17 protein-coding genes and 1 riboswitch are annotated in these 20,121 nt (G+C 47.5%); of the genes, 12 read left to right on the plus strand and 5 right to left on the minus strand.

Annotation, left to right across the window (positions count from 1 at the left end):
- Nucleotides 1-31 precede the first annotated feature (31 nt).
- The 5 genes from BWK47_RS13790 (at nt 32) to BWK47_RS13810 (ending at nt 6,388) form a co-directional block, all read left to right on the plus strand.
- On the plus strand, nt 32-778 hold the full coding sequence (locus BWK47_RS13790) for a phycocyanobilin:ferredoxin oxidoreductase (RefSeq protein WP_162329081.1): 747 nt from the start codon (nt 32-34) through the stop codon (nt 776-778).
- A gap of 232 nt (nt 779-1,010) precedes the next feature.
- Nucleotides 1,011-1,106, plus strand: a riboswitch (TPP riboswitch).
- Nucleotides 1,107-1,113: 7 nt separating this feature from the next.
- Complete coding sequence (gene thiC, locus BWK47_RS13795; RefSeq protein ID WP_010873884.1) at nt 1,114-2,493, plus strand: phosphomethylpyrimidine synthase; 1,380 nt, start codon at nt 1,114-1,116, stop codon at nt 2,491-2,493.
- A gap of 225 nt (nt 2,494-2,718) precedes the next feature.
- Nucleotides 2,719-3,675: a YihY/virulence factor BrkB family protein gene (locus BWK47_RS13800; RefSeq protein ID WP_162329082.1), complete on the plus strand. Its 957-nt coding sequence runs from the start codon at nt 2,719-2,721 to the stop codon at nt 3,673-3,675.
- Between the two features lie 295 nt (nt 3,676-3,970).
- Nucleotides 3,971-4,732, plus strand: coding sequence for a TrmJ/YjtD family RNA methyltransferase (locus BWK47_RS13805; RefSeq protein WP_204250415.1), 762 nt, complete (start codon nt 3,971-3,973; stop codon nt 4,730-4,732).
- A gap of 168 nt (nt 4,733-4,900) precedes the next feature.
- Complete coding sequence (locus tag BWK47_RS13810) at nt 4,901-6,388, plus strand: serine hydrolase (RefSeq protein WP_162329083.1); 1,488 nt, start codon at nt 4,901-4,903, stop codon at nt 6,386-6,388.
- Here the strand turns inward: BWK47_RS13810 and ppk1 are convergent, their stop codons facing one another.
- The gene (gene ppk1, locus BWK47_RS13815; protein WP_010873888.1) at nt 6,389-8,575 is read right to left on the minus strand and encodes a polyphosphate kinase 1; all 2,187 of its coding nucleotides are present in this window, start codon (nt 8,573-8,575) and stop codon (nt 6,389-6,391) included.
- A gap of 169 nt (nt 8,576-8,744) precedes the next feature.
- On the opposite strand from ppk1, the gene BWK47_RS13820 reads away from it, so the two are divergent.
- Nucleotides 8,745-8,939 (plus strand): hypothetical protein, encoded by a 195-nt coding sequence (locus tag BWK47_RS13820; protein WP_162329084.1) that lies wholly within the window; start codon nt 8,745-8,747, stop codon nt 8,937-8,939.
- 45 nt (nt 8,940-8,984) lie between these two features.
- Here BWK47_RS13820 and BWK47_RS13825 read toward each other — a convergent pair whose 3' ends face one another.
- The 4 genes from BWK47_RS13825 to minC all read right to left on the minus strand — a co-directional run bounded on the left by BWK47_RS13825 (nt 8,985) and on the right by minC (nt 11,187).
- Complete coding sequence (locus tag BWK47_RS13825) at nt 8,985-9,206, minus strand: hypothetical protein (protein ID WP_204250416.1); 222 nt, start codon at nt 9,204-9,206, stop codon at nt 8,985-8,987.
- A gap of 9 nt (nt 9,207-9,215) precedes the next feature.
- Nucleotides 9,216-9,509: a cell division topological specificity factor MinE gene (gene minE / locus BWK47_RS13830; RefSeq protein WP_010873889.1), complete on the minus strand. Its 294-nt coding sequence runs from the start codon at nt 9,507-9,509 to the stop codon at nt 9,216-9,218.
- 57 nt (nt 9,510-9,566) lie between these two features.
- Nucleotides 9,567-10,367: a septum site-determining protein MinD gene (gene minD / locus BWK47_RS13835; protein WP_010873890.1), complete on the minus strand. Its 801-nt coding sequence runs from the start codon at nt 10,365-10,367 to the stop codon at nt 9,567-9,569.
- Between the two features lie 76 nt (nt 10,368-10,443).
- Entirely contained in the window at nt 10,444-11,187 is a 744-nt protein-coding gene (gene minC, locus BWK47_RS13840; protein WP_010873891.1) for a septum site-determining protein MinC, read from the minus strand.
- Between the two features lie 211 nt (nt 11,188-11,398).
- Here minC and BWK47_RS13845 point away from each other — a divergent pair, with 211 nt between their 5' ends.
- From BWK47_RS13845 to arsM, 6 genes are all read left to right on the plus strand, one after another.
- Nucleotides 11,399-12,031 (plus strand): FHA domain-containing protein, encoded by a 633-nt coding sequence (locus BWK47_RS13845; protein ID WP_162329085.1) that lies wholly within the window; start codon nt 11,399-11,401, stop codon nt 12,029-12,031.
- A 61-nt stretch (nt 12,032-12,092) separates the two neighbouring features.
- Nucleotides 12,093-12,800: a CatA-like O-acetyltransferase gene (locus tag BWK47_RS13850; protein WP_162329086.1), complete on the plus strand. Its 708-nt coding sequence runs from the start codon at nt 12,093-12,095 to the stop codon at nt 12,798-12,800.
- A complete protein-coding gene (locus tag BWK47_RS13855) occupies nt 12,776-13,360 on the plus strand; it encodes a Uma2 family endonuclease (RefSeq protein ID WP_162329087.1) in 585 nt (194 codons plus the stop codon). Before BWK47_RS13850 ends, BWK47_RS13855 begins: the two co-directional genes overlap by 25 nt.
- A gap of 247 nt (nt 13,361-13,607) precedes the next feature.
- Complete coding sequence (ppsA, locus tag BWK47_RS13860) at nt 13,608-16,064, plus strand: pyruvate, water dikinase (RefSeq protein ID WP_162329088.1); 2,457 nt, start codon at nt 13,608-13,610, stop codon at nt 16,062-16,064.
- 260 nt (nt 16,065-16,324) lie between these two features.
- A complete protein-coding gene (locus tag BWK47_RS13865; protein WP_162329089.1) occupies nt 16,325-18,631 on the plus strand; it encodes a sensor domain-containing diguanylate cyclase in 2,307 nt (768 codons plus the stop codon).
- Nucleotides 18,632-19,117: 486 nt separating this feature from the next.
- Nucleotides 19,118-20,086 (plus strand): arsenosugar biosynthesis arsenite methyltransferase ArsM, encoded by a 969-nt coding sequence (gene arsM, locus BWK47_RS13870; protein WP_162329090.1) that lies wholly within the window; start codon nt 19,118-19,120, stop codon nt 20,084-20,086.
- Nucleotides 20,087-20,121 lie beyond the last annotated feature (35 nt).

Below are 20,121 nucleotides of genomic sequence, written 5' to 3' on the forward strand. Positions count from 1 at the left end.
CATTGCTTTGCCCTAGATTTGAGTATTTACCATGGCCGTCACTGATTTAAGTTTGACCAATTCTTCCCTGATGCCTACGTTGAACCCGATGATTCAACAGTTGGCCCTGGCGATCGCCGCCAGTTGGCAAAGTTTACCCCTCAAGCTCTATCAATTGCCGGAGGATTTGGGCTATGTGGAAGGCCGCCTGGAAGGGGAAAAGTTAGTGATTGAAAATCGGTGCTACCAAACGCCCCAGTTTCGCAAAATGCATTTGGAGTTGGCCAAGGTGGGCAAAGGGTTGGATATTCTCCACTGTGTAATGTTTCCTGAGCCTTTATACGGTCTACCTTTGTTTGGCTGTGACATTGTGGCCGGCCCCGGCGGAGTGAGTGCGGCTATTGCGGATCTATCCCCCACCCAAGGCGATCGCCAATTGCCCGCAGCGTACCAAAAATCATTGGCAGAGCTAGGCCAGCCAGAATTTGAGCAACAACGGGAATTGCCCCCCTGGGGAGAAATATTTTCTGAATATTGTTTATTCATCCGTCCCAGCAATGACACTGAAGAAGAAAGATTTGTACAAAGGGTAGCGGATTTTTTGCAAATTCATTGTCACCAATCCATCGTTGCCGAACCCTTGTCTGAAGCTCAAACTTTAGAGCACCGTCAGGGGCAAATTCATTACTGCCAACAACAACAGAAAAATGATAAAACCCGTCGGGTACTGGAAAAAGCTTTTGGGGAAGCTTGGGCGGAACGGTATATGAGCCAAGTCTTATTTGATGTTATCCAATAAAAGCACTTCCTGCTTTTAGCAAACATTGCTTTTTTTAAGAAGATTTAAGCTTCTTATTTTACTATTTGTATGGATTTAAATTAATCTAAACTGGATGTAGGACAAAATTAATTTTTACTATCCCTCAGTCTGACGGAAGAGGGATAATGATTATCGATCAAGCAAAACTGTGATTCACGGGATTGGCGATCGCCTAAGGAAGGGATGGGGATAGAGAAATGATGCTAGAATTTGCCATAGCTAGGGGTGTCTAGAAAGCTAGGCTGAGAAAAACCCTTAGAACCTGAGACTGGGTAATACCAGCGGAGGGAAGCTCACCATTCGAGGAAATTTGTATGAGAACTGCTTGGGTTGCTAAGCGCCAGGGACAAACCAATGTTTCCCAGATGCATTATGCCCGCAAAGGGGTGATCACGGAGGAAATGGATTATGTGGCGAAGCGAGAGAATCTGCCCGTTGAGTTGATCAAAGACGAAGTGGCCCGGGGACGCATGATTATCCCCGCCAACATCAACCACACCAACCTGGAACCGATGGCGATCGGCATTGCTTCCAAATGTAAGGTCAATGCCAACATTGGCGCTTCTCCTAACTCTTCCAACATTGACGAGGAAGTGGAAAAGTTGCTTTTGTCCGTTAAATATGGCGCAGACACGGTAATGGATTTATCCACCGGCGGTGGTGACTTAGACGTGATTCGTACCGCTATTATCAATGCTTCCCCCGTTCCCATTGGCACCGTACCCATTTACCAAGCCCTGGAGAGCGTCCACGGTAGCATCGAAAACCTGACCCCGGATGATTTCCTCCACATCATCGAAAAACATGCCCAGCAGGGAGTGGATTACATGACCATCCACGCGGGACTGTTGATTGAATATTTGCCCTTGGTGAAATCTCGGATTACCGGCATTGTTTCCCGCGGCGGTGGCATTATTGCTAAATGGATGTTGCATCACCACAAGCAAAATCCCCTCTACACCCACTTTGACGAGATTATTGAAATCTTCAAAAAATACGACGTTTCCTTCAGTTTGGGGGATTCTCTCCGTCCCGGCTGCACCCATGATGCTTCCGACGATGCCCAATTGTCTGAACTTAAAACCCTGGGTCAGTTAACCCGCCGGGCTTGGGAACATGATGTGCAGGTGATGGTGGAAGGCCCCGGCCATGTCCCCATTGACCAAATTGAGTTCAACGTTAAAAAACAGATGGAAGAGTGCAGTGAAGCGCCCTTCTACGTGCTTGGTCCCCTGGTAACGGACATTGCTCCTGGTTATGACCACATTACCTCCGCCATCGGAGCGGCGATCGCCGGTTGGCACGGTACCGCCATGTTGTGTTACGTCACCCCCAAAGAACATTTGGGCTTACCTAATGCGGAAGATGTGCGCAATGGTTTAATCGCCTATAAAATCGCCGCCCACGCCGCCGACATTGCCCGCCATCGCCCAGGGGCCCGGGACCGGGATGATGAACTTTCCAAAGCCCGCTATAACTTCGACTGGAACCGTCAGTTTGAGTTGTCCCTTGATCCAGAACGGGCCAAGGAATACCACGACGAAACTTTACCGGCGGACATTTATAAAACCGCAGAATTCTGTTCCATGTGTGGGCCCAAATTCTGCCCCATGCAAACTAAAGTCGATGCAGAAATGCTGGAAGAACTAGAGGTCTTTTTGGCTAAGGATAAAGAAATGGTATCCCAGCGTTAACAGTTAGCTTGCCCTCCCAATTTAATTAGCTCTGGCTATGGCAACTTTAGGAAGTAGATTAAGTTGTTACTGATTAATTCCGAGAAAAAATATTTGCGGAATTTTCGTTTGTTCTCTAAATCTATCCATTGGAGCAACCAGAAGGCTGAGAAAAAAGGGAGGCAGAGTCTGACCATAGAGGTGGGTTCAGGCCCACCTTTCTAGTTTTTAATTTTGATCTGATTGATGGGGAACAATTTTGCCCAACTGAAGCGGTTGATTAACTTTTTTCGGACTGTGATTTTACCAGCCCGCATCAGTCAGTTGATATTACAGACCTTTCTGAAATGGCAGAAAGATAACTGCATGGATATGGGGGCCGCCCTGGCTTACTATGCATTATTTTCCCTGTTTCCCATCTGTTTAGTAATGCTTAGCATTGCTGGTAGATTATTAGGGGCAGATTCAAACTATTATTTACAGTTAATTAGTTTTGCCCAAAATATTTTGCCAGAACAGCCCTTCAGGGTTTTTCAGCAAGCTTTGACTAATCTTAACCAAAGTAGCTTTAGTGCTGGACTCATTGGCTTTGGTATTTTGGTTCTCACTGCTAGTCGTATTTTTGATGCTTTGAATCAAAGTGTAAAGAAAATCTGGGCGGTGGTTCATCAGCCCAAGGAAAATATTGGGGTTAAGCACCACGCCTTCAATTTTATCAGGAATAAAATCCTCGCTTTTTTGCTGGTTTTAAGTACAGTGATGGTATTTTTGCTATCCATATTTGCCAATTTAGCCGCTAAAATTTTCCTCACCGTACTGGCGGAATTTGGACAGTCCATTCCTTGGGTTACCTTTGACAGTTTAGGATTAATTACCACTCTACAAACTAGTATTTCTTACTTTCTCATTACCGTAGTTATTATCACTCTATTCAAAGTTTTGCCTCCCGTCCGTCTGCAATGGTGGGATATTTTTCCCGGCGCAATTTTAACTGCGGCCACCATGATGGCCTTACAAAATGCAGTTGGTAGTGGCATTATTCGCATTGGTGAAAACTTACAAGCTTACGGTGTGGTGGGCAATGTAATGGTATTGTTATTGTGGATTTATTTGATTTTTCAGGTGTTTTTTATTGGTTGCGAGTTTACCTTTGTATTTACCTATATTTTTGGTAGTCGTCACCAGAAAGAAAAACCATTTTAGGGTTGTGTTTTAAAAGCCCCCCTAGTCCCCCAAAGTTGGGGGGGGATTTAGGTAAAAGTCCTCCAGCATTGCCGAAGCTTTAGTGAGGAAATTTAGGGGGATAAATATCTAGAGTTGCACTTTCTAAACAGATTCTTAGAGTTGTGTGAAGAAAACTTTCTATTCCTGCTCCGATAATATCGCCGCCAAGGATTAAGCTAGGGGATGCTTCGGACATAATTTTATGGATAGTTGTAGAGTGTGCTGAAAATTTCCGCCATTATCGCTCGCAAATTTAAAACTTAATTTAAAACTTTTGGAGGACACTGATTTGGAAAATATTGCCATTGTTGTTGTGGAGCCCCAGGGGGAAAGAAACGTAGGGGCGATCGCCAGAGCGATGAAGAATATGGGGTTGGAAGAATTAATTTTGGTCAATCCCCGTTGTGATTATCGGAGCGTTGAGGCCCAAACCATGGCAGTCCATGCCAAAGACGTCCTCGCCCAAGCGAAGGTAGTGGATGATTTGGCCACAGCCCTTGGCGATCGCCAGCGCATCATTGCCACCAGTGCTAGGGAGCGAATATTGCAATCTCCCATGGAAGCCCCCCGCCAAGCATTGCCTTGGTTGTTGGCTCCAAACCTGAAAAGCGCCCTAGTATTTGGTCGGGAAGACAGTGGCCTAACCAATGAGGAACTCAACCAAGCCCACCGTTTTGTGCGGATCCCAGTCCATCCCCAATATCCCTCGTTGAACCTTTCCCAAGCAGTGATGGTCTGTACTTATGAGTTGTACCAAGCTAGCCTAGCCATGGAGACAAATAACCAAGTCCCTGGCGATCGCCTGGAGGATGGGTCAACCATGCCCTTGGCCACCAATGCTCAATTGGATAGTTACTGTCAGCACCTGGAGAAAACTTTGCTCAATATCGAAGTTTTATATCCCCATACTGCCCGTAGTAAAATGGCGAAATTTCGCAGAATTTATCAGCGAGCCGCCCTAAACAGCGAAGAAGTGGCCCTATTGCGGGGAATTTTGGGCCAAATTGATTGGTTAGCGCAACAAATTAAACCTTAAATTAGTCATTCCGAGCAACCAAGGGGGGGATTGTGATGGCCTGGCCAATAAACTTTTGCCAAGTTCTTGTCCTGTATGGGTGCTTCGTTTTAGAGTGTTGAACTAATGGAAAGGCCGCCCTCCCTAACGACCGATCCTCCTCTGGGTTAATGCCCCTCCAGCCTCACCATGATTACTTCCATGCCCCGCCGTCCTAAGTCTCGTCGCACCCAACGCCGTAATCTCCGGGTTATCTCCGGTACATCTACCCCCCCCACCGGCGTCACCATTGCTGAGGTTGGGGAACAGGCCGGTGCTTCCGCAGAAATAAACCAAGAGCAGTCAAACCAAAAGCCAGGGGAAACCAAGGTCAACCCCCTGAAGGTTGTTAGCGCCACCGGGGTTAAATCCGTAGCCAAGGGCAAAAATGTCGGCCTACGGCCCCGCAAACCCAGTAAACCCCTCAGTTGGTGGCAAAAGAGTGTGTTGACCTCTGTTCGCCTTGGCATTGTGGGCATTGGCATCGGGGCGATCGCCGGTACGGCCATTACCACCTTCAGTCCCACTAAATTTATCCGGGGAGACCAGAATGGTGCCCCCTTGACCACTGCGAAAGAACCCCATCAAGCCCAGCCGGACCAGCCAGCTATTTACCCCCAAAAGGTGTTAGCTTCCATTGCGGGTTGGGTCACCACTGAAACCGATAAATTGCGGGGAACACCGGCAACGGCCACACCAGAAGCGACAGAAAGTCAGGAAACGACCGTGGCCACTGCCCCCAGTGCTTTCTCTGACCAGGTTCAGCCTACCCAAGAGGATCAGGCCCTAACCCAAAAATTAACTACCCTGGGCACTTCCAAAGCTCCGGCCATTAATTCCTACTCCTATTTCATTGATGTGGATAACGGCCAGTTCGCCAATGCCAAGGGAGAAACCCAACTCCCCGCCGCCAGCACCATTAAAATTCCCGTGGCGATCGCCTTTTTTGAAGCAGTGGACCAGGGCAAAATTCAACTCCACGAAGAACTGCCCCTAACGCAAGATGTGATTGTGGGGGAAGCGGGTACCATGCAATATGACGTGGGCAAACGCTCCAGCTATCCAGCCCTGGAGGTGGTGACCAAAATGATTGTGATCAGCGATAACACCGCCACCAATATGTTGATCAAACGGCTGGGGGGTAAGGAATTTCTCAACCAACGCTTCCAGGCTTGGCAGATGCCCCAAACGAAAATTAATAATTACCTGCCGGATTTAGAAGGTACCAACACCACCAGTCCCCAGGATCTAGCTTTATTGCTGGTCAAACTCCAGGGAGGGGAATTGTTATCCCTTAAATCCCGCGATCGCCTGTTGGGGATCATGCAACAGACCAAAACCCGCACCCTTTTACCCCAGGGGTTGGAACCGGATGCCCAAATTGCCCATAAAACCGGCGACATTGGTACCGTCTTGGGGGATGCGGGCATAGTGGATATGCCCAATGGCAAACGCTATGTGGGGGCCGTCTTGGCCACCAGACCCCATAACGATGTGGCGGGCCGTTTGCTAATTCAAGATATTTCTCGCACTGCTTACCAACACTACAAAGGTATTACCCCTCCAGCTAGCAGTCCCGCCCAACCCCCGGCTAAGCAGGAAAGCCCTGCTACTGCTCCAGTGGAGCCGAGTAATTAATCAAACTGAACGTAGTTCCGGGTCTTCCGTAGTTTCGGCGATCGCCTGGGCCGTGAAAATTGCCTGGGAACTTTGGCTTTGTTCCGGGGAAGCGGGACGACGTTGCACATAGGTGCCATCGGGCTGTAGCTCCCAAGCTTGACGATTATCGGCCAAAAGAATGCCCAAGATGGACTGTAATTCCTGTTTGAGATCCGGCTGTTCCACCGGCACCACCGCCTCCACCCGTCGGGTTAGATTGCGGCTCATCCAGTCAGCACTGCCAATGTAAATTTCCTCTTCACCGCCATTGTGGAAATAGAAAATGCGGGAGTGCTCCAACAGACGACCAATCACACTGATTACCCGAATGTTTTCACTGACATTTTCCACCCCCGGTCGGAGGCAACAAATACCCCGCACAATCAGATCAATCTGCACCCCCGCCTGGGAAGCTGCGTAGAGGGCACGAATGATCTGGGTATCTACCAGGGAATTCATCTTGGCCACAATGCGGCCGGTGCCCCCATTTAGACAATGGTCCGCTTCCCGCTCAATCATTGCCACCATTCTTTCCCGCATATTAACGGGAGCCACCAGCAATTTTTGGTAATCCTTTTGGCGGGAATAGCCGGTGAGAAAGTTAAATAAATTGGTCAGGTCATTGCCCAATTCTGGACGACAGGTAATCAACCCCAAATCGGTGTAGAGCTTAGCGGTTTTGGGATTGTAATTGCCAGTGCCAATGTGAACGTAACGACGGATATCAGGGCCTTCCTGGCGCACCACCAAGACGGTTTTAGTGTGGGTTTTTAGCCCCACCAGTCCATAGACCACATGGACACCGTACTGTTCTAATTTTCTAGCCCAGTTAATGTTATTTTCTTCATCAAAACGGGCCTTTAGTTCCACCAACACCGCCACCTGTTTGCCATTTTCCGCCGCCGCAATCAGAGCGTTAACAATGGGGGAATCCCCCGAAGTGCGGTACAGGGTCATTTTAATGGTCAATACATGGGGATCGTAGGCCGCCTGGGTAATAAATTGTTGCACCGAAGCGGTGAAGGATTGATATGGATGGTGAACTAAAATATCTCCCTGGCGAATCAGAGTAAAAATATCTATCCCCTCCTGCTGGACCCGGCCGTCTTCGTCCCCATCCACAAATTCATAGACATGCTTCAGGCGGGGAGGAATAACCGAAGCCCAGGGTTCGTCCTTGAGGTGGGGAGCAGGTAAAGAAAGGAAAAAGAACAGATCCTTCAGCCCCAACAGGCCGTCAATGTCATAAACGTCAATTTCTTCTAGCCCTAGATCCGTCATCAGGCGATCGCGAATATTTTTCGGAGTTGAAGCATTGATCTCCAAACGCACAGCGGATTTACCCACCCTCCGTTTACGCAATTCCTCTTCGATCGCCAGGAGTAGATCATCAGCCTCGTCTTCTTCCACTGCAATGTCTGCGTTACGGGTCACCCGAAATAAATGACATTCCTGGATGATCATGCCGGGAAAAAGGGAAGCTAAATTGTGGGCGATGACCTGCTCCAGGGGCACACCGGTCCAGAGCCATGGTTTGTTGGGGTCTGGCTGACACACGTCCTCGGGCAAAGCCACAAAGCGGGGCAGAGTGGGGGGCACTTTTACCCTGGCAAATAATTCTTCATCCGTATCCGGGTCTCGCACCACCACCCCCAAATTAAGACTAAGGTTGGAAATGTAGGGAAAAGGATGGCTGGGGTCCACCGCCAGGGGAGTTAAAACCGGGAAAATATGGTCATCATAGAATTGATGCAAATACTGTCTTTCTTCTTGGCTTAGATCTACATAATCGTTGAGGAAAATGCCCTCATCCGCTAATTTTTCCTTGAGCACATACTCAAACACCTGGTTTTGTTGATATACCAAAGGCCGCAGACTTTTACTAATTTCTTTAAGCTGTTGGGATGGAGTGCGACCATCCGCAGTCAACTTGGTGACATTCGCTTCTACCTGTTGCTTGAGCCCCGCCACCCTGACCATAAAAAATTCATCTAGGTTGGAGCAAAAAATCGCCAAAAACTTTAACCGTTCCAACAAGGGGGTACGGTCGTCTAAACCTTCATGGAGGACCCGTTGATTAAAGGCTAACCAACTCAATTCTCGATTAAAATAGTAAGCAGGATCTTTAAAGTCAACGGTGGGGGCAGAGGGCATAGCTTGGATCATGGGGGGCAGGATACCAATGGCACGGGGATAGGCGATCAGGTTGATCTTACCCCAGCTTAACCTGGCGAAAATTATGGCCAGTTTAAGGAAGGTAAAAAACGAAATTAGCTGGAAAAAGTAGCAGATGGGGAGCAAGGGACATTGAAGTGATCCTTCGCATATATTTCCCATGGAAAATATAAACTATGAGCGGCTTTTGGATATAGATGGCTACTACAAAGAAAATCTGGAATTGATTGAGTCCCTAAAAAACAATAGACAGAACATAGGCGAGATTGCATTGCAGGAAGTTTTTAATCAAACGTTCAAATACAGAAAACAGCCAGATAAAGTTGGTACTGGTGCAACCGTCAATCACAGTTAGCAGAGCAAAAGACTGGTGCAGCCTATATTTCCCAGCAAAAAAACACTAATTGCCCAAACTTTTCTGGGATTTGAGCACAATGGCTGCCACCAAAGCTGGAGTGCCACCGATTAAACCGATCGCCAACCAACGACGGAAATTACGACCCTTCCCATAGGCGATCGCCGTGGCGGTGAGTCCCAGTAAACAATGGGCCGTGCCGAGGATAATAACCTGGGTGACAATGGGCAAATTGGTTAACGTTGTTAGGGCATCAGTATTTATCAAGACCAACCCCTAACTTTCTTGTGCTTCTGATTTAGCTTTGGTTCGACGTACCCGACGCACCGGCAAATTGGCAATTAAAGCTGTCATCCGTTGGTCACTTTCCAAGGAAAACTCCATCTCTCCGGGGTCAATTTCCACATAGCGACTCACCACCTCCACGATTTCCCGTCGCATTTCCTCCATCATTTCCGGGCTTAGCCCTGATCGATCATTGGCGATGACCAGTTTGAGCCTCCGACGGGCATCTTCGCCGCTATTTTTGCCACTCCGGCTAAAGAGCCTTTCAATCAATTCTAAAATCATGCTGGTTTTCGCTCACTGGCTGTTAGGTCATAACGGAAAAAGGGCAAATCCATGGGATTAACCCCCCAAGAGACGACGGCGGATACGGTTGAGTAGGGTATTGTGGGCCGCCATGAAATCCAGAAAGGGAATGTCTTGGCCTTCTAGGCGACGGGCAATGTTTTGGAACGCTAACCCCGGTACAGACAGCTTTTCTTCCATTACTAAAGGTTCCCCTTTGTTGGTGGAAATAATAATTTTTTGATCGTCTGGCAAAATGCCAATGAGCGGCACCGCTAAAAGGTCTAAAATGTCCTCCACACTAATCATTTGATTGAGTTGTACCATCTCTGGTCGCAGGCGGTTAACAATCAAGCTAATTTTGCCGATGTCTTCCGCTTCCAAAAGACCAATTACCCGGTCTGCATCCCGCACCGCCGACATCTCTGGAGTAGTGACTATGATTGCCTCCTGGGCCGGAGCCACCGCATTGCGAAAACCAGCTTCAATACCAGCGGGACAGTCGATGATAATGTAGTCAAACTTATCTTTGAGTTGTTCCACCAAAGACTGCATTTGTTCAGCATTGATGGCATCCTTTGAGCGGTTTTGGGCGGCAGGGAGCAGGACTAAATTGGGCAGACGCTTATCTTTTACTAGGGCTTTGTCGATGGTACATTCATCAGCTAAAACGTCGATGGCGGTGTAAACAATACGTTGTTCCAAACCCAGCAATAAATCCAGATTTCGCAGGCCAAAGTCCGCATCAATCAGGACAACCTTTTTTCCCAATCGAGCTAGGGCCGCTCCTAAATTGGCGGTGGTGGTGGTTTTTCCGACTCCACCTTTGCCCGAAGTGACAACAATAATCCGATTCATAGTTGGCTGATAACGTGCGGTAATAACTTGGACTCGAAACTGTTAGCGGGCAGTTAGTGAGTAAGGGGTAAGGATTTTATAGCAGAGCAGAACGCTGAAACTGACGCACCGGGGTCAGACGGATACCTTCTGAAGTAATATAAGCGATTTCGGGCTCACGGCGATCAACGGCATCGGCCCCTACCCTAGCTAGGCGATCGCCAATGCGGATCTGACAGGCGGCCAACCGCAGAATCATAATAACAGCCTGGTCATTGCCTTTGGCACCGGCATGGGCCATACCCCGCAAACATCCCCAAATAAGGATGTCACCGTCGGCCACAATGCTACTGCCCGGATTGACATCGCCAATGATTACCACATCTCCTCCATGGCGAATTTCCCCCCCAGAACGGAGGGTATGGCGTACCACTAACGGTTTGGGGAGAGAAGGGGTCTCGGAAGGATCCACCAGGGGCTTGTCGGCCATGGTTTGATCCACGGAAAGGCCGGCACTGGCGGCGGCCACAGCGGTTTGACGACGGTTGGTTTCCACCCACTGCAAGGTCAGGTTCTGTTCCTTCAGGCCAGCGGCGATCGCCTGGAGTTGTCTAGCATCCAACAGTTGATTATTCACCGCTAACCGCACTAGGGTCTGGTCTTGCCATCGCCCCGCCATAATACGCAAATAATTACCCAAGCTTTGTTCCAGTTGTTGATGGGAAAACACCAGGCTAGGGGAGTCGGGAGCCGTCGTTACCGTCGGGAGAGTTAGGGATAATCGGACAAAGTTTCCCTGGGGGACTAATTGCCACTCAGGATGGGGTGTGTCGTCACTCATCAAAAAAATTTAGAATTTTGCCGTAGGATCGCCCTTTACCTTAGCACTTCACTTTCCCCGACTGTCCTCCTCCCAGGGAGTCAATTCGAGCTGGGGTGGAGATTTTTTGCCCTGGGGCCGGGAGGGTTAGGAAAGACAAATTTTTCGCTACGATTGAAGAGAATCCTGCCATACTCCGCTGTGGCATTTAACATTAATCCCTACATTATTTATGGCTGTCTGTCCCACCTGTAATCACACCAATCCAGAAGGGGCCATCCAGTGTGAGGCCTGCTTTACCCCCCTGCCCACTCTGATGCCTTGTCCCCACTGTGGCAGCTCCGTGCAAAGTGATGCTACTTTTTGCGGCAACTGTGGACAGACCATTGATCCCCAACAATTAGTAGTAAGTGCTCCGGAGGAAGAAGAGGTCCCCATCCCGATCGCCGTAGCTCCAGAAAGTGCTGAACCCATTCCGGCCATTCCCGAAGTTTCCTCCACACCGGCCCCATTTCCCGTGGGCACCCGACTCCAATCCCAGGGGGCTTCCCTTGTCCATGTGCAGACCCAAACCACGTTGGAAATTCCTGCCGGCCTAACGGTAATTCACCTAGGCAAACCCAACGATAAGGTACCACCAGACATCGATGTGTCGGGTTTTGCCAATTCCGATGTGGTGTCTAGGGTCCATGCCGATATCCGTCTGGAAGGCAATGAGTATTTCTTGGAAGATGTGGGCAGTGCCAATGGAACGTACGTTAACCACACGGCCCTCCTCCCAGGCAACCGTCATTTACTGCGCCCCGGCGATCGCCTTGCTTTGGGCAAAGGGGATTTGGTCACATTTATATTTCAGTTGCATTAGGTTGCCCCCAACTTTGCTCAGGAATTAAATCCACCATTGAATATTGAGATCCCCTAGGCGCATGGAAATTCCCGTCCGCTATCAACCCCGCCTTTTAACTCCGGAGGAAAGGGCAGGTTATCTAGATTGGTCTTTGGATTTTTTTACCGACGATCGCCTATTGCAAATTCCCTACATTGATTTGACGTTGCAATTGGATGTGACCAATGCCTATGGAGTTTACCAACAACAAAAGGACAGCCCAGGCAGTTTTTTTGCTTTTTTGCTCTGGCATTGGATGCAATGTTTGCAAAACCATTGGGAATTTCGGCTCCGCTATTACAATCAACAATGGTATGTGTTGGATAATCCGCCGGCCATGGTCAGCGTGGCGATCGGGGGCAAAGAACGTTTTTCCGAAATGCTATTGGAAAATGTCTCCCAACTTAGCTATGGGGATTTTGCTCAACTTTACAGTGAGAAATTAGCCCAAATTCGGGCAGGAAACTACGAGAGAGCTGAATATAACACCTTCTGTTTAGCTTGTATTTTTGGTAATTTACCCAACTTAAAATTTACGGCTTTGAGTGTACACTATCGCAGAGAAAAAATCCAAGGACAATCGTGGTTTTACTTCGGTCAACGCTACTGGCAAGATGGCAAACTATTAATTCCCCTCTGTTTTAAAATTCACCATGCGAATGCAGACCCCTTTGTGCTTGATCAACTAATCAGCCAATTCCAAACTCGTTTTTCTCCTATGCCATGTATTCCACCATCCTCAAGCTAAAGCCAATTATTTCGCTGACAGATCAGCAATTTGTCGCTCTCTGTCAACAAAATCCTGATTTAAAATTTGAACGTAGCTCCAACGGAGACCTAATTATTATGCCCCCCACGGGTGGAGAAACAGGCCGTCGCAACTCAGAATTAAACACGGATTTTAATCTTTGGAATCGTCGGACTCAATTGGGTGTAGTCTTTGATTCTTCTACTTGCTTTCGTTTGCCTAACGGTGCTTTGCGCTCCCCCGATGTGGCGTGGGTAAAAAGGTCAACATGGGAAGCATTAACTCCCGCAGAAAGGGAAAAGTTTCCCCCGCTCTGTCCAGATTTTGTGTTGGAACTACTTTCCCCCAGTGATGCCCTAGCTGCAACTCAAGCAAAAATGCGTGAATATTTAAGCTGTGGAACGGAGTTAGGCTGGTTAATTAATCCGATTGATCAACAAGTGGAAATATATCGCCCTGATTCCCCGATAGAAATATTAAATAAACCCCAAACACTCAATGGCGATCGCCTGTTGCCGGACTTGGAACTCAATGTGGCTTGGTTATGGGGGTCAAACTAATTCAGAATCTCCATGACACTTCAAAGACTTGCCTATTACCTTCATAAGAAAATAGGGATATTAATAATTGCCGAGTAACAAGGCACATATGGGTATGATAGCGCGAATTTCCACCCTAGGACAATTTTTTAATAATTAATTAACACTAGATTTAAGAAACCTATCAATTTATAAATAATTACCAACAAAATAAAGTTTACTATATCAACCTCGATAAACTGAAGGTATCGATTAGGGGTAAATAGATATGGTAAGTTCAGTCGTCGAAAAAACCTCTGTGGCCCAGAAAGAAACGGCTTTAATCCTCTGGTTTGAAGAGGTGGGCACCCATGATGTTGGTTTGGTAGGGGGTAAAAATTCTTCCCTCGGGGAAATGATTCAACAGTTGACCAGTAAAGGGGTGAATGTACCTTCTGGTTTTGCTACCACTGCCTATGCTTACCGCTATTTTATCCAAGAGGCGGGTCTGGAACAAAAACTGCGGGATCTCTTTGCAGATCTAGACGTGAATGACATGGTCAATTTGCAGGAGCGGGGCCATCTAGCTCGCCAATTAATCTTAGATACTCCCTTCCCCAAAAATTTACAAACGGCGATCGCCGAAGCCTATGGTGCCATGTGTGAACGCTATGGCCAAAAAATGGGTCGTACCGGGGTGGACGTGGCGGTGCGCTCCAGTGCTACGGCGGAGGATTTGCCAGAGGCTAGTTTTGCAGGACAACAGGAAACCTACCTTAATGTCCACAGCCTTTCCTGTGTGTTGGAATCTTGCCATAAATGCTTTGCTTCGTTATTCACTGACCGGGCTATTTCCTATCGCCATCACAATGGTTTTGACCATTTTGCGGTGGCCCTATCGGTGGGCGTACAAAAGATGGTGCGTTCTGATCTGGCCACTTCCGGGGTGATGTTTTCCATTGATACGGAAACGGGTTTCAAAAATGCCGCTCTGATTACTGCCGCCTATGGCCTAGGGGAAAATGTGGTGCAAGGGGCGGTTAACCCCGATGAATATTTTGTGTTTAAACCTACTTTGAAAGAGGGTTTTAAACCAATTCTGGAAAAACGTTTGGGTAGTAAAGCTATCAAAATGGTCTACGACGTGGGCGGTTCCAAACTGACCAAAAATGTGGAAGTAGCGGAGCCGGAACGGGAAAAATATTGCATTAATGATGATGAAATTCTCCAATTAGCCCGCTGGGCTTGCATTATTGAAGACCACTATTCTGAAGTGCGGGGCGTTTATACTCCCATGGATATTGAATGGGCTAAGGATGGGCAAACGGGGGAATTGTTCATTGTCCAAGCCCGACCGGAAACGGTGCAGTCGCAAAAATCCGCCAATGTGATTAAAACCTATGAGTTAAAAGATCACAGCCAAGTGTTAGCCACGGGCCGCAGTGTGGGGGCGGCGATCGGCCAGGGTAAAGCCCAGGTAATTCGCAATGTGTCCCAAATCAATCAGTTTCGTCCCGGCGAGGTGTTAATCACCAACCGCACTGACCCGGATTGGGAACCGATTATGAAACAGGCTTCGGCGATCGTCACTAACCAAGGGGGTCGAACCTGCCATGCCGCCATTATTGCCCGGGAAATGGGCATTCCGGCGATCGTGGGTTGTGGGGATGCCACCGACACAATCAAAACCGGGGAAGATGTCACCATCTGTTGCTCCGAAGGGGATGAAGGTTCTGTTTACAGCGGCATTTTGAGCTATGAAGTCCACGAAACGGAACTATCTAATTTGCCCCGCACCAAAACTCAAATTCTGATGAATGTGGGTAACCCGGAACAGGCCTTTGGTTTTGCTAGTTATCCCGCTGATGGGGTGGGTCTAGCCCGGTTGGAATTTATCATCGCCAACCACATTAAGGCTCATCCCCTAGCCCTGATGAAATTTGATGAATTGGAAGATCCCTTGGCCAAGGCAGAAATTGCCGAACTAACCAAACTCTATGCTGGCGATCGCCCCCGGTTCTTTGTGGATAAATTGGCCCATGGCATTGCCATGATTGCAGCGGCGTTTTACCCCAAACCTGTGGTGGTGCGGATGTCGGATTTTAAATCCAATGAATACGCTAACCTCCTGGGTGGTCGTCAGTTTGAGCCGAAGGAAGAAAACCCCATGATCGGTTGGCGGGGCGCTTCCCGTTACTACGATCCCAATTACCGAGAGGCCTACGCTTTGGAGTGCCAAGCTCTGAAACGGGTGCGGGACGAAATGGGTTTAACCAACGTCATTCCCATGATTCCCTTCTGTCGTACCCCCGATGAAGGTCGCAAAGTTATTGCGGAAATGGCTAAACATGGCTTGAAACAAGGGGAAAACGGCCTAGAAATTTACGTTATGTGTGAGTTGCCCAGCAACGTCATCCTGGCCGATGAATTTAGCCAAGTATTTGACGGCTTCTCCATTGGTTCCAATGATTTGACCCAATTAACCCTAGGTTTAGACCGGGATTCTTCCCTTGTTGCCCATCTCTTTGATGAACGCAATCTAGGGGTCAAACGGATGGTCAAAATGGCCATTGAAACGGCGAAAGCTAACGGTCGCAAAATCGGTATCTGTGGCCAAGCCCCCTCGGATTATCCTGAGTTTGCTGAATTTTTAGTGGAGTTGGGCATTGATTCCATTAGCTTAAACCCTGATTCTGTGCTGAAAACCGTTCTACGTATTGCGGAGGTGGAAAAAGCCCTAGGCTAGGAAATGATGTCTATTTAGCTAACTAAAGCCAAACCATGAATACGACCCCTTCTTTCCCGCTGGTTCAATTCCAAGGGTAAGGAGGGGTTAAAATGCAGTCAATATTAAGAGTGGATGGTTCATTTTGGGCAAGGGTTAAAAACCTTTAAATCTGGGATGATTGCCAGGGCAAGTCTTTGATATCCCGAAGAAAAATTATGGGAAGTAATGGCTACATCAGTTGATTCAAATCAGTTAAAGGGGCTTCGCCCGGCAAAACCATGAGCGATCGCCACAAAACCAAAGCTGAATTACTCCAGGAAATGGAGAGGTTGAGGACGGATTTAGCAGATATTCAACGCATTGCTAAATTAGGCTTCTGGCGGTTTGACATTGCTTCTAGTGAGATCACCTGGTCAGCAGAAACTTACCAACTATTTGGTCTAGAGCCCCATGAATTTTCCCCTAGTTATGACTGGTTAGTCCAGACCATTCAGCCCGAATTTAGAGAACTGCACCAGAGTATGGCTGATAAGGTTATTGCCACCGGAAAAACCCAGACCATAGAGTATGCAATAACTCGGGCTGATGCTTCTACGGGGTGGATTTGGGCCAGGATTGAAGCGATTATCGATGACCGGGGCCAGGTGAATGGATTGCAAGGGGTGGCCATGGACATCAGTGATCGCAAGATGGCGGAAATAGCCTTAAGGGAAAGCGAAGCCCGCTTTAGGAATTTGTTTGAGTCGAATATTGTCGGGATGTTTTTTGCTTCCAATCAAGGGGAAATTTTCGATGCCAACGACCGTTTCCTACAAATGATTGGTTTCACTAAAGAAGAATTGGACCTCGGGCTGGTGCACTGGGATAGGTTAACCCCCCCCGAATATGATCAAAAGGATCAAGAAATTATTGCCTGTTTACGGAATCATGAAACCCCAGAGCCTTGGCAAAAGGAATATTACCGCAAGGATGGCAGTCGCATTCCTGTGCTGGTCGGTGTTGCCAGCATAGATGTGGAGCTTGAATATACGGTCTGCATAGTGGTGGATATGACCGAACAGCAGAAAACCCTAGATCAGTGCCGATTAACGGAAGCAAAGCTGGCGGAACTCAATGCCCAGTTGGAGCAGCGTGTTTTAGAGCGGACCAAATCACTCCAGGAAAATGAAGATCGTTTGAAGTTAGCGTTTAATGCGGCCAATATGGGCTATTGGGATTTGGATCTGCTAACTAATGGCATTGTGTGGTCAGAAAGCCTGGAGAAAATGATGGGACTTAAGCCGGGAAGCTTCGATGGCGACCTACAAAAAGTTGCACAAATGATGCATCCCGATGATCGAGGGCTTGTCTTGGAAGCCTTGGAGCAAAGTATCCATAATGATGAACCCTATGATTTAGAATTCCGCTTTATCAAACCTGATGGAACCCTGCGCTGGACAGCCAGTCAGGCCATTGTGATTCGAGATCAAAACAATGTACCTCTCCGTGTCATTGGGGTGGATGTGGACGTTACCCGCCGTAAACAATTTGAGGAGGAACTACAAAAAGTCAATCAAGTCCTGGAGGAGCGCCTCGATGAATTGAAACAGCGTAACGCTGAGATGTTAATACTTTCGGGCATTACCGACTATCTCCAGTCCTGTTTTACGGTCAAAGATGCCTGCGGAGTAATTGCAGCCCTGGCTCAACCACTATTTCCTGGTTGCGACGGGGGAATTTTTATCCTGTCTCCCCAGAATAATTGTCTAGAACGGGTCACTTTTTGGGGCAATCCATTTTGCTCCGATGATGTGTTCACCTCCCTAGATTGTTGGGCTTTGCGACGGGGACGGTCCCATGAAGTGAAGCAGGGGCAACATGCTTTGTTTTGCAGTCATGTCAATGACCAACACTTACCACTGGCAAGTTTGTGTATTCCCCTCATTGCCCAGGGGGAAACCCTTGGCTTGCTGTTTCTTTGCACTTTCAAAGAGGAAATTTTGCCCGACATACGGCAACAATTGGCAAAAACAGTGGCGGAACAGCTTGCCATGGCGATCGCCAATTTGAAGTTACGGGAACAACTGGAAGAACAAAGTATCCGGGACCCACTGACCAAACTTTTCAACCGTCGTTATCTGGAACAACGCTTAACTCAGGAACTGGCCAGGGCCAAACGTCATCACTATTCAGTCGGTGTTTTGATGATTGACGTCGATCACTTTAAGCACTTTAACGATTCCCTTGGTCATGACGCTGGCGATCGTATCTTGGCTGCCATTGGTACTCTGCTGAAAAATAATATCCGGACTTCCGATGTGGCCTGTCGTTATGGAGGTGAAGAGATAACTATAATTTTGCCTGATGCTACTATGGAAGAGGCTTCCCAAAAAGCGGAATTTTTACGCCAGGCGATCGCCGAAATGAAAATAGAATACAGTGGAAAAATTGTGAATAGTGTCACCGCCTCTTTTGGGGTTGCTTGTTATCCCGATCACGGCGAAACGGGACAAGAAATTATACAAATAGCGGATAAAGCTTTGTATGATGCCAAACAAGCAGGCAGAAATCGGGTCATCGTCGCCCCCAAAGAGGTTTCCACTTAAGTATTTATTCATTTGTGGCAGGATTTGACTATCATTCAAAAACATTGTAGGAAAGTGTTTGAAAAGTACAAGGCTAGGTATTTATCTCCCTAAATCCCTACTTAACAAGGGAGACTTTTCTGACAGTTCCTCCCTTGGGAAGGGGAGTTAGGAGGGGTTAAACAGCCAGAATTCAACTTTCTAAACAGGCTCTAAGGGATAAATTTAGAGTAAATAAAGTCAGAAAAAATATTTTTGATTTGGTGGATAATTAGCCAAAATTTATACAGTTATTGATGTAATAATTAGAACTATTATTGTTTTTCTTGTTGACTCACATTTCTCCACAACGCTATAATTTGGGGGCAACTTTATTTTCTGCTATCCATTTTAAAGAATGGTTAGGAAATTTTTTTATTAAAATCTATTCAATCTAGAATAAAAAGAGTAATTCACCAATTCCAGCTCAATTATTGAATTATTAAATTTCTAAACATTAACTTCACTATGACCTATCTGCAAACCACCGCCGACTTTTACGCTGAAGTTGCCCAGACCCCAGAAGTGGGACTCTGTTGTGTTCAGAGTAGCCCTCTCCAACTGCCGGGGTTAGTGATTACCGCTGCCATGCAGGAAATGAATTATGGCTGTGGTAGCACCGTCCATCCCAACGAGTTGGGTAATAAGTCTAAGGTGCTTTATGTCGGTGTTGGTGGTGGTCTGGAGGCATTGCAATTTGCCTATTTTTGCCGTCAACCAGGGGCCGTGATCGCAGTGGATCCCGTGGAAGCCATGCGCCAGGCCGCCCAGCGAAATTTGCAGTTAGCCGCCGAAGAAAATGATTGGTTTAGTATCGATTTTGTCGATATTCGTGCAGGGGATGCCTTTACTTTGCCGGTGGCAGACAACTCGGTGGATGTGGTGGCGCAAAATTGCTTATTTAATATTTTTAAGCCGGAAGATTTATCCCGAGCTTTGAAGGAAGCTTATCGGGTTCTAAAACCCCATGGTCGGTTAATCATGAGTGATCCCATTGCTACCCAGCCTATTCCCCAACATTTGCGTCAGGACGAACGGTTACGGGCCATGTGTTTATCCGGAGCATTAACCTATGCAGAATACATTCAACATTTAATTGATACTGGTTTTGGGCAAATAGAAATTCGCGCCCGCCGTCCCTATCGTTTGCTCGATTCCGTCACCTATAACCTGGATGAAAATTTATTATTAGAAAGTTTAGATTCCGTTTCCTTCAAAGTGCCTATTCCTAGTGATGGAGCCTGTGTTTTTACTGGCAAAACCGCTATTTATGCTGGTTCAGAACCCCTATTCGATGACCAAGCTGGCCATATTCTTCAGCAGGGAGTTCCTAGTGCGGTATGCGATAAAACAGCGTTGAACTTAGGTTCTACCTATCCAGACAAAATACTCATCACTGATTCAACTTGGCACTATGACGGTGGCGGCTGTTGTTGATTTTAGTTTTGACCTGATATCAAATTATTCCTGCA

Origin of the sequence: Synechocystis sp. CACIAM 05 (assembly GCF_010222815.1) — a bacterium.
GTDB lineage: Bacteria > Cyanobacteriota > Cyanobacteriia > Cyanobacteriales > Microcystaceae > Synechocystis.

Bases quoted from the DNA above. Each gene is read 5' to 3' on its own strand.
- arsM (WP_162329090.1), top strand. From the start codon at position 19,118: ATGACCTATCTGCAAACCACCGCCGACTTTTACGCTGAAGTTGCCCAG.
- ppk1 (WP_010873888.1), bottom strand. From the start codon at position 8,575: ATGATCCAAGCTATGCCCTCTGCCCCCACCGTTGACTTTAAAGATCCT.
- minC (WP_010873891.1), bottom strand. From the start codon at position 11,187: ATGAGTGACGACACACCCCATCCTGAGTGGCAATTAGTCCCCCAGGGA.
- minD (WP_010873890.1), bottom strand. From the start codon at position 10,367: ATGAATCGGATTATTGTTGTCACTTCGGGCAAAGGTGGAGTCGGAAAA.
- BWK47_RS13820 (WP_162329084.1), top strand. From the start codon at position 8,745: ATGGAAAATATAAACTATGAGCGGCTTTTGGATATAGATGGCTACTAC.
- BWK47_RS13790 (WP_162329081.1), top strand. From the start codon at position 32: ATGGCCGTCACTGATTTAAGTTTGACCAATTCTTCCCTGATGCCTACG.
- thiC (WP_010873884.1), top strand. From the start codon at position 1,114: ATGAGAACTGCTTGGGTTGCTAAGCGCCAGGGACAAACCAATGTTTCC.
- BWK47_RS13865 (WP_162329089.1), top strand. From the start codon at position 16,325: ATGAGCGATCGCCACAAAACCAAAGCTGAATTACTCCAGGAAATGGAG.
- BWK47_RS13810 (WP_162329083.1), top strand. From the start codon at position 4,901: ATGATTACTTCCATGCCCCGCCGTCCTAAGTCTCGTCGCACCCAACGC.
- ppsA (WP_162329088.1), top strand. From the start codon at position 13,608: ATGGTAAGTTCAGTCGTCGAAAAAACCTCTGTGGCCCAGAAAGAAACG.
- BWK47_RS13850 (WP_162329086.1), top strand. From the start codon at position 12,093: ATGGAAATTCCCGTCCGCTATCAACCCCGCCTTTTAACTCCGGAGGAA.
- minE (WP_010873889.1), bottom strand. From the start codon at position 9,509: ATGATTTTAGAATTGATTGAAAGGCTCTTTAGCCGGAGTGGCAAAAAT.
- BWK47_RS13855 (WP_162329087.1), top strand. From the start codon at position 12,776: ATGTATTCCACCATCCTCAAGCTAAAGCCAATTATTTCGCTGACAGAT.
- BWK47_RS13845 (WP_162329085.1), top strand. From the start codon at position 11,399: ATGGCTGTCTGTCCCACCTGTAATCACACCAATCCAGAAGGGGCCATC.
- BWK47_RS13800 (WP_162329082.1), top strand. From the start codon at position 2,719: ATGGGGAACAATTTTGCCCAACTGAAGCGGTTGATTAACTTTTTTCGG.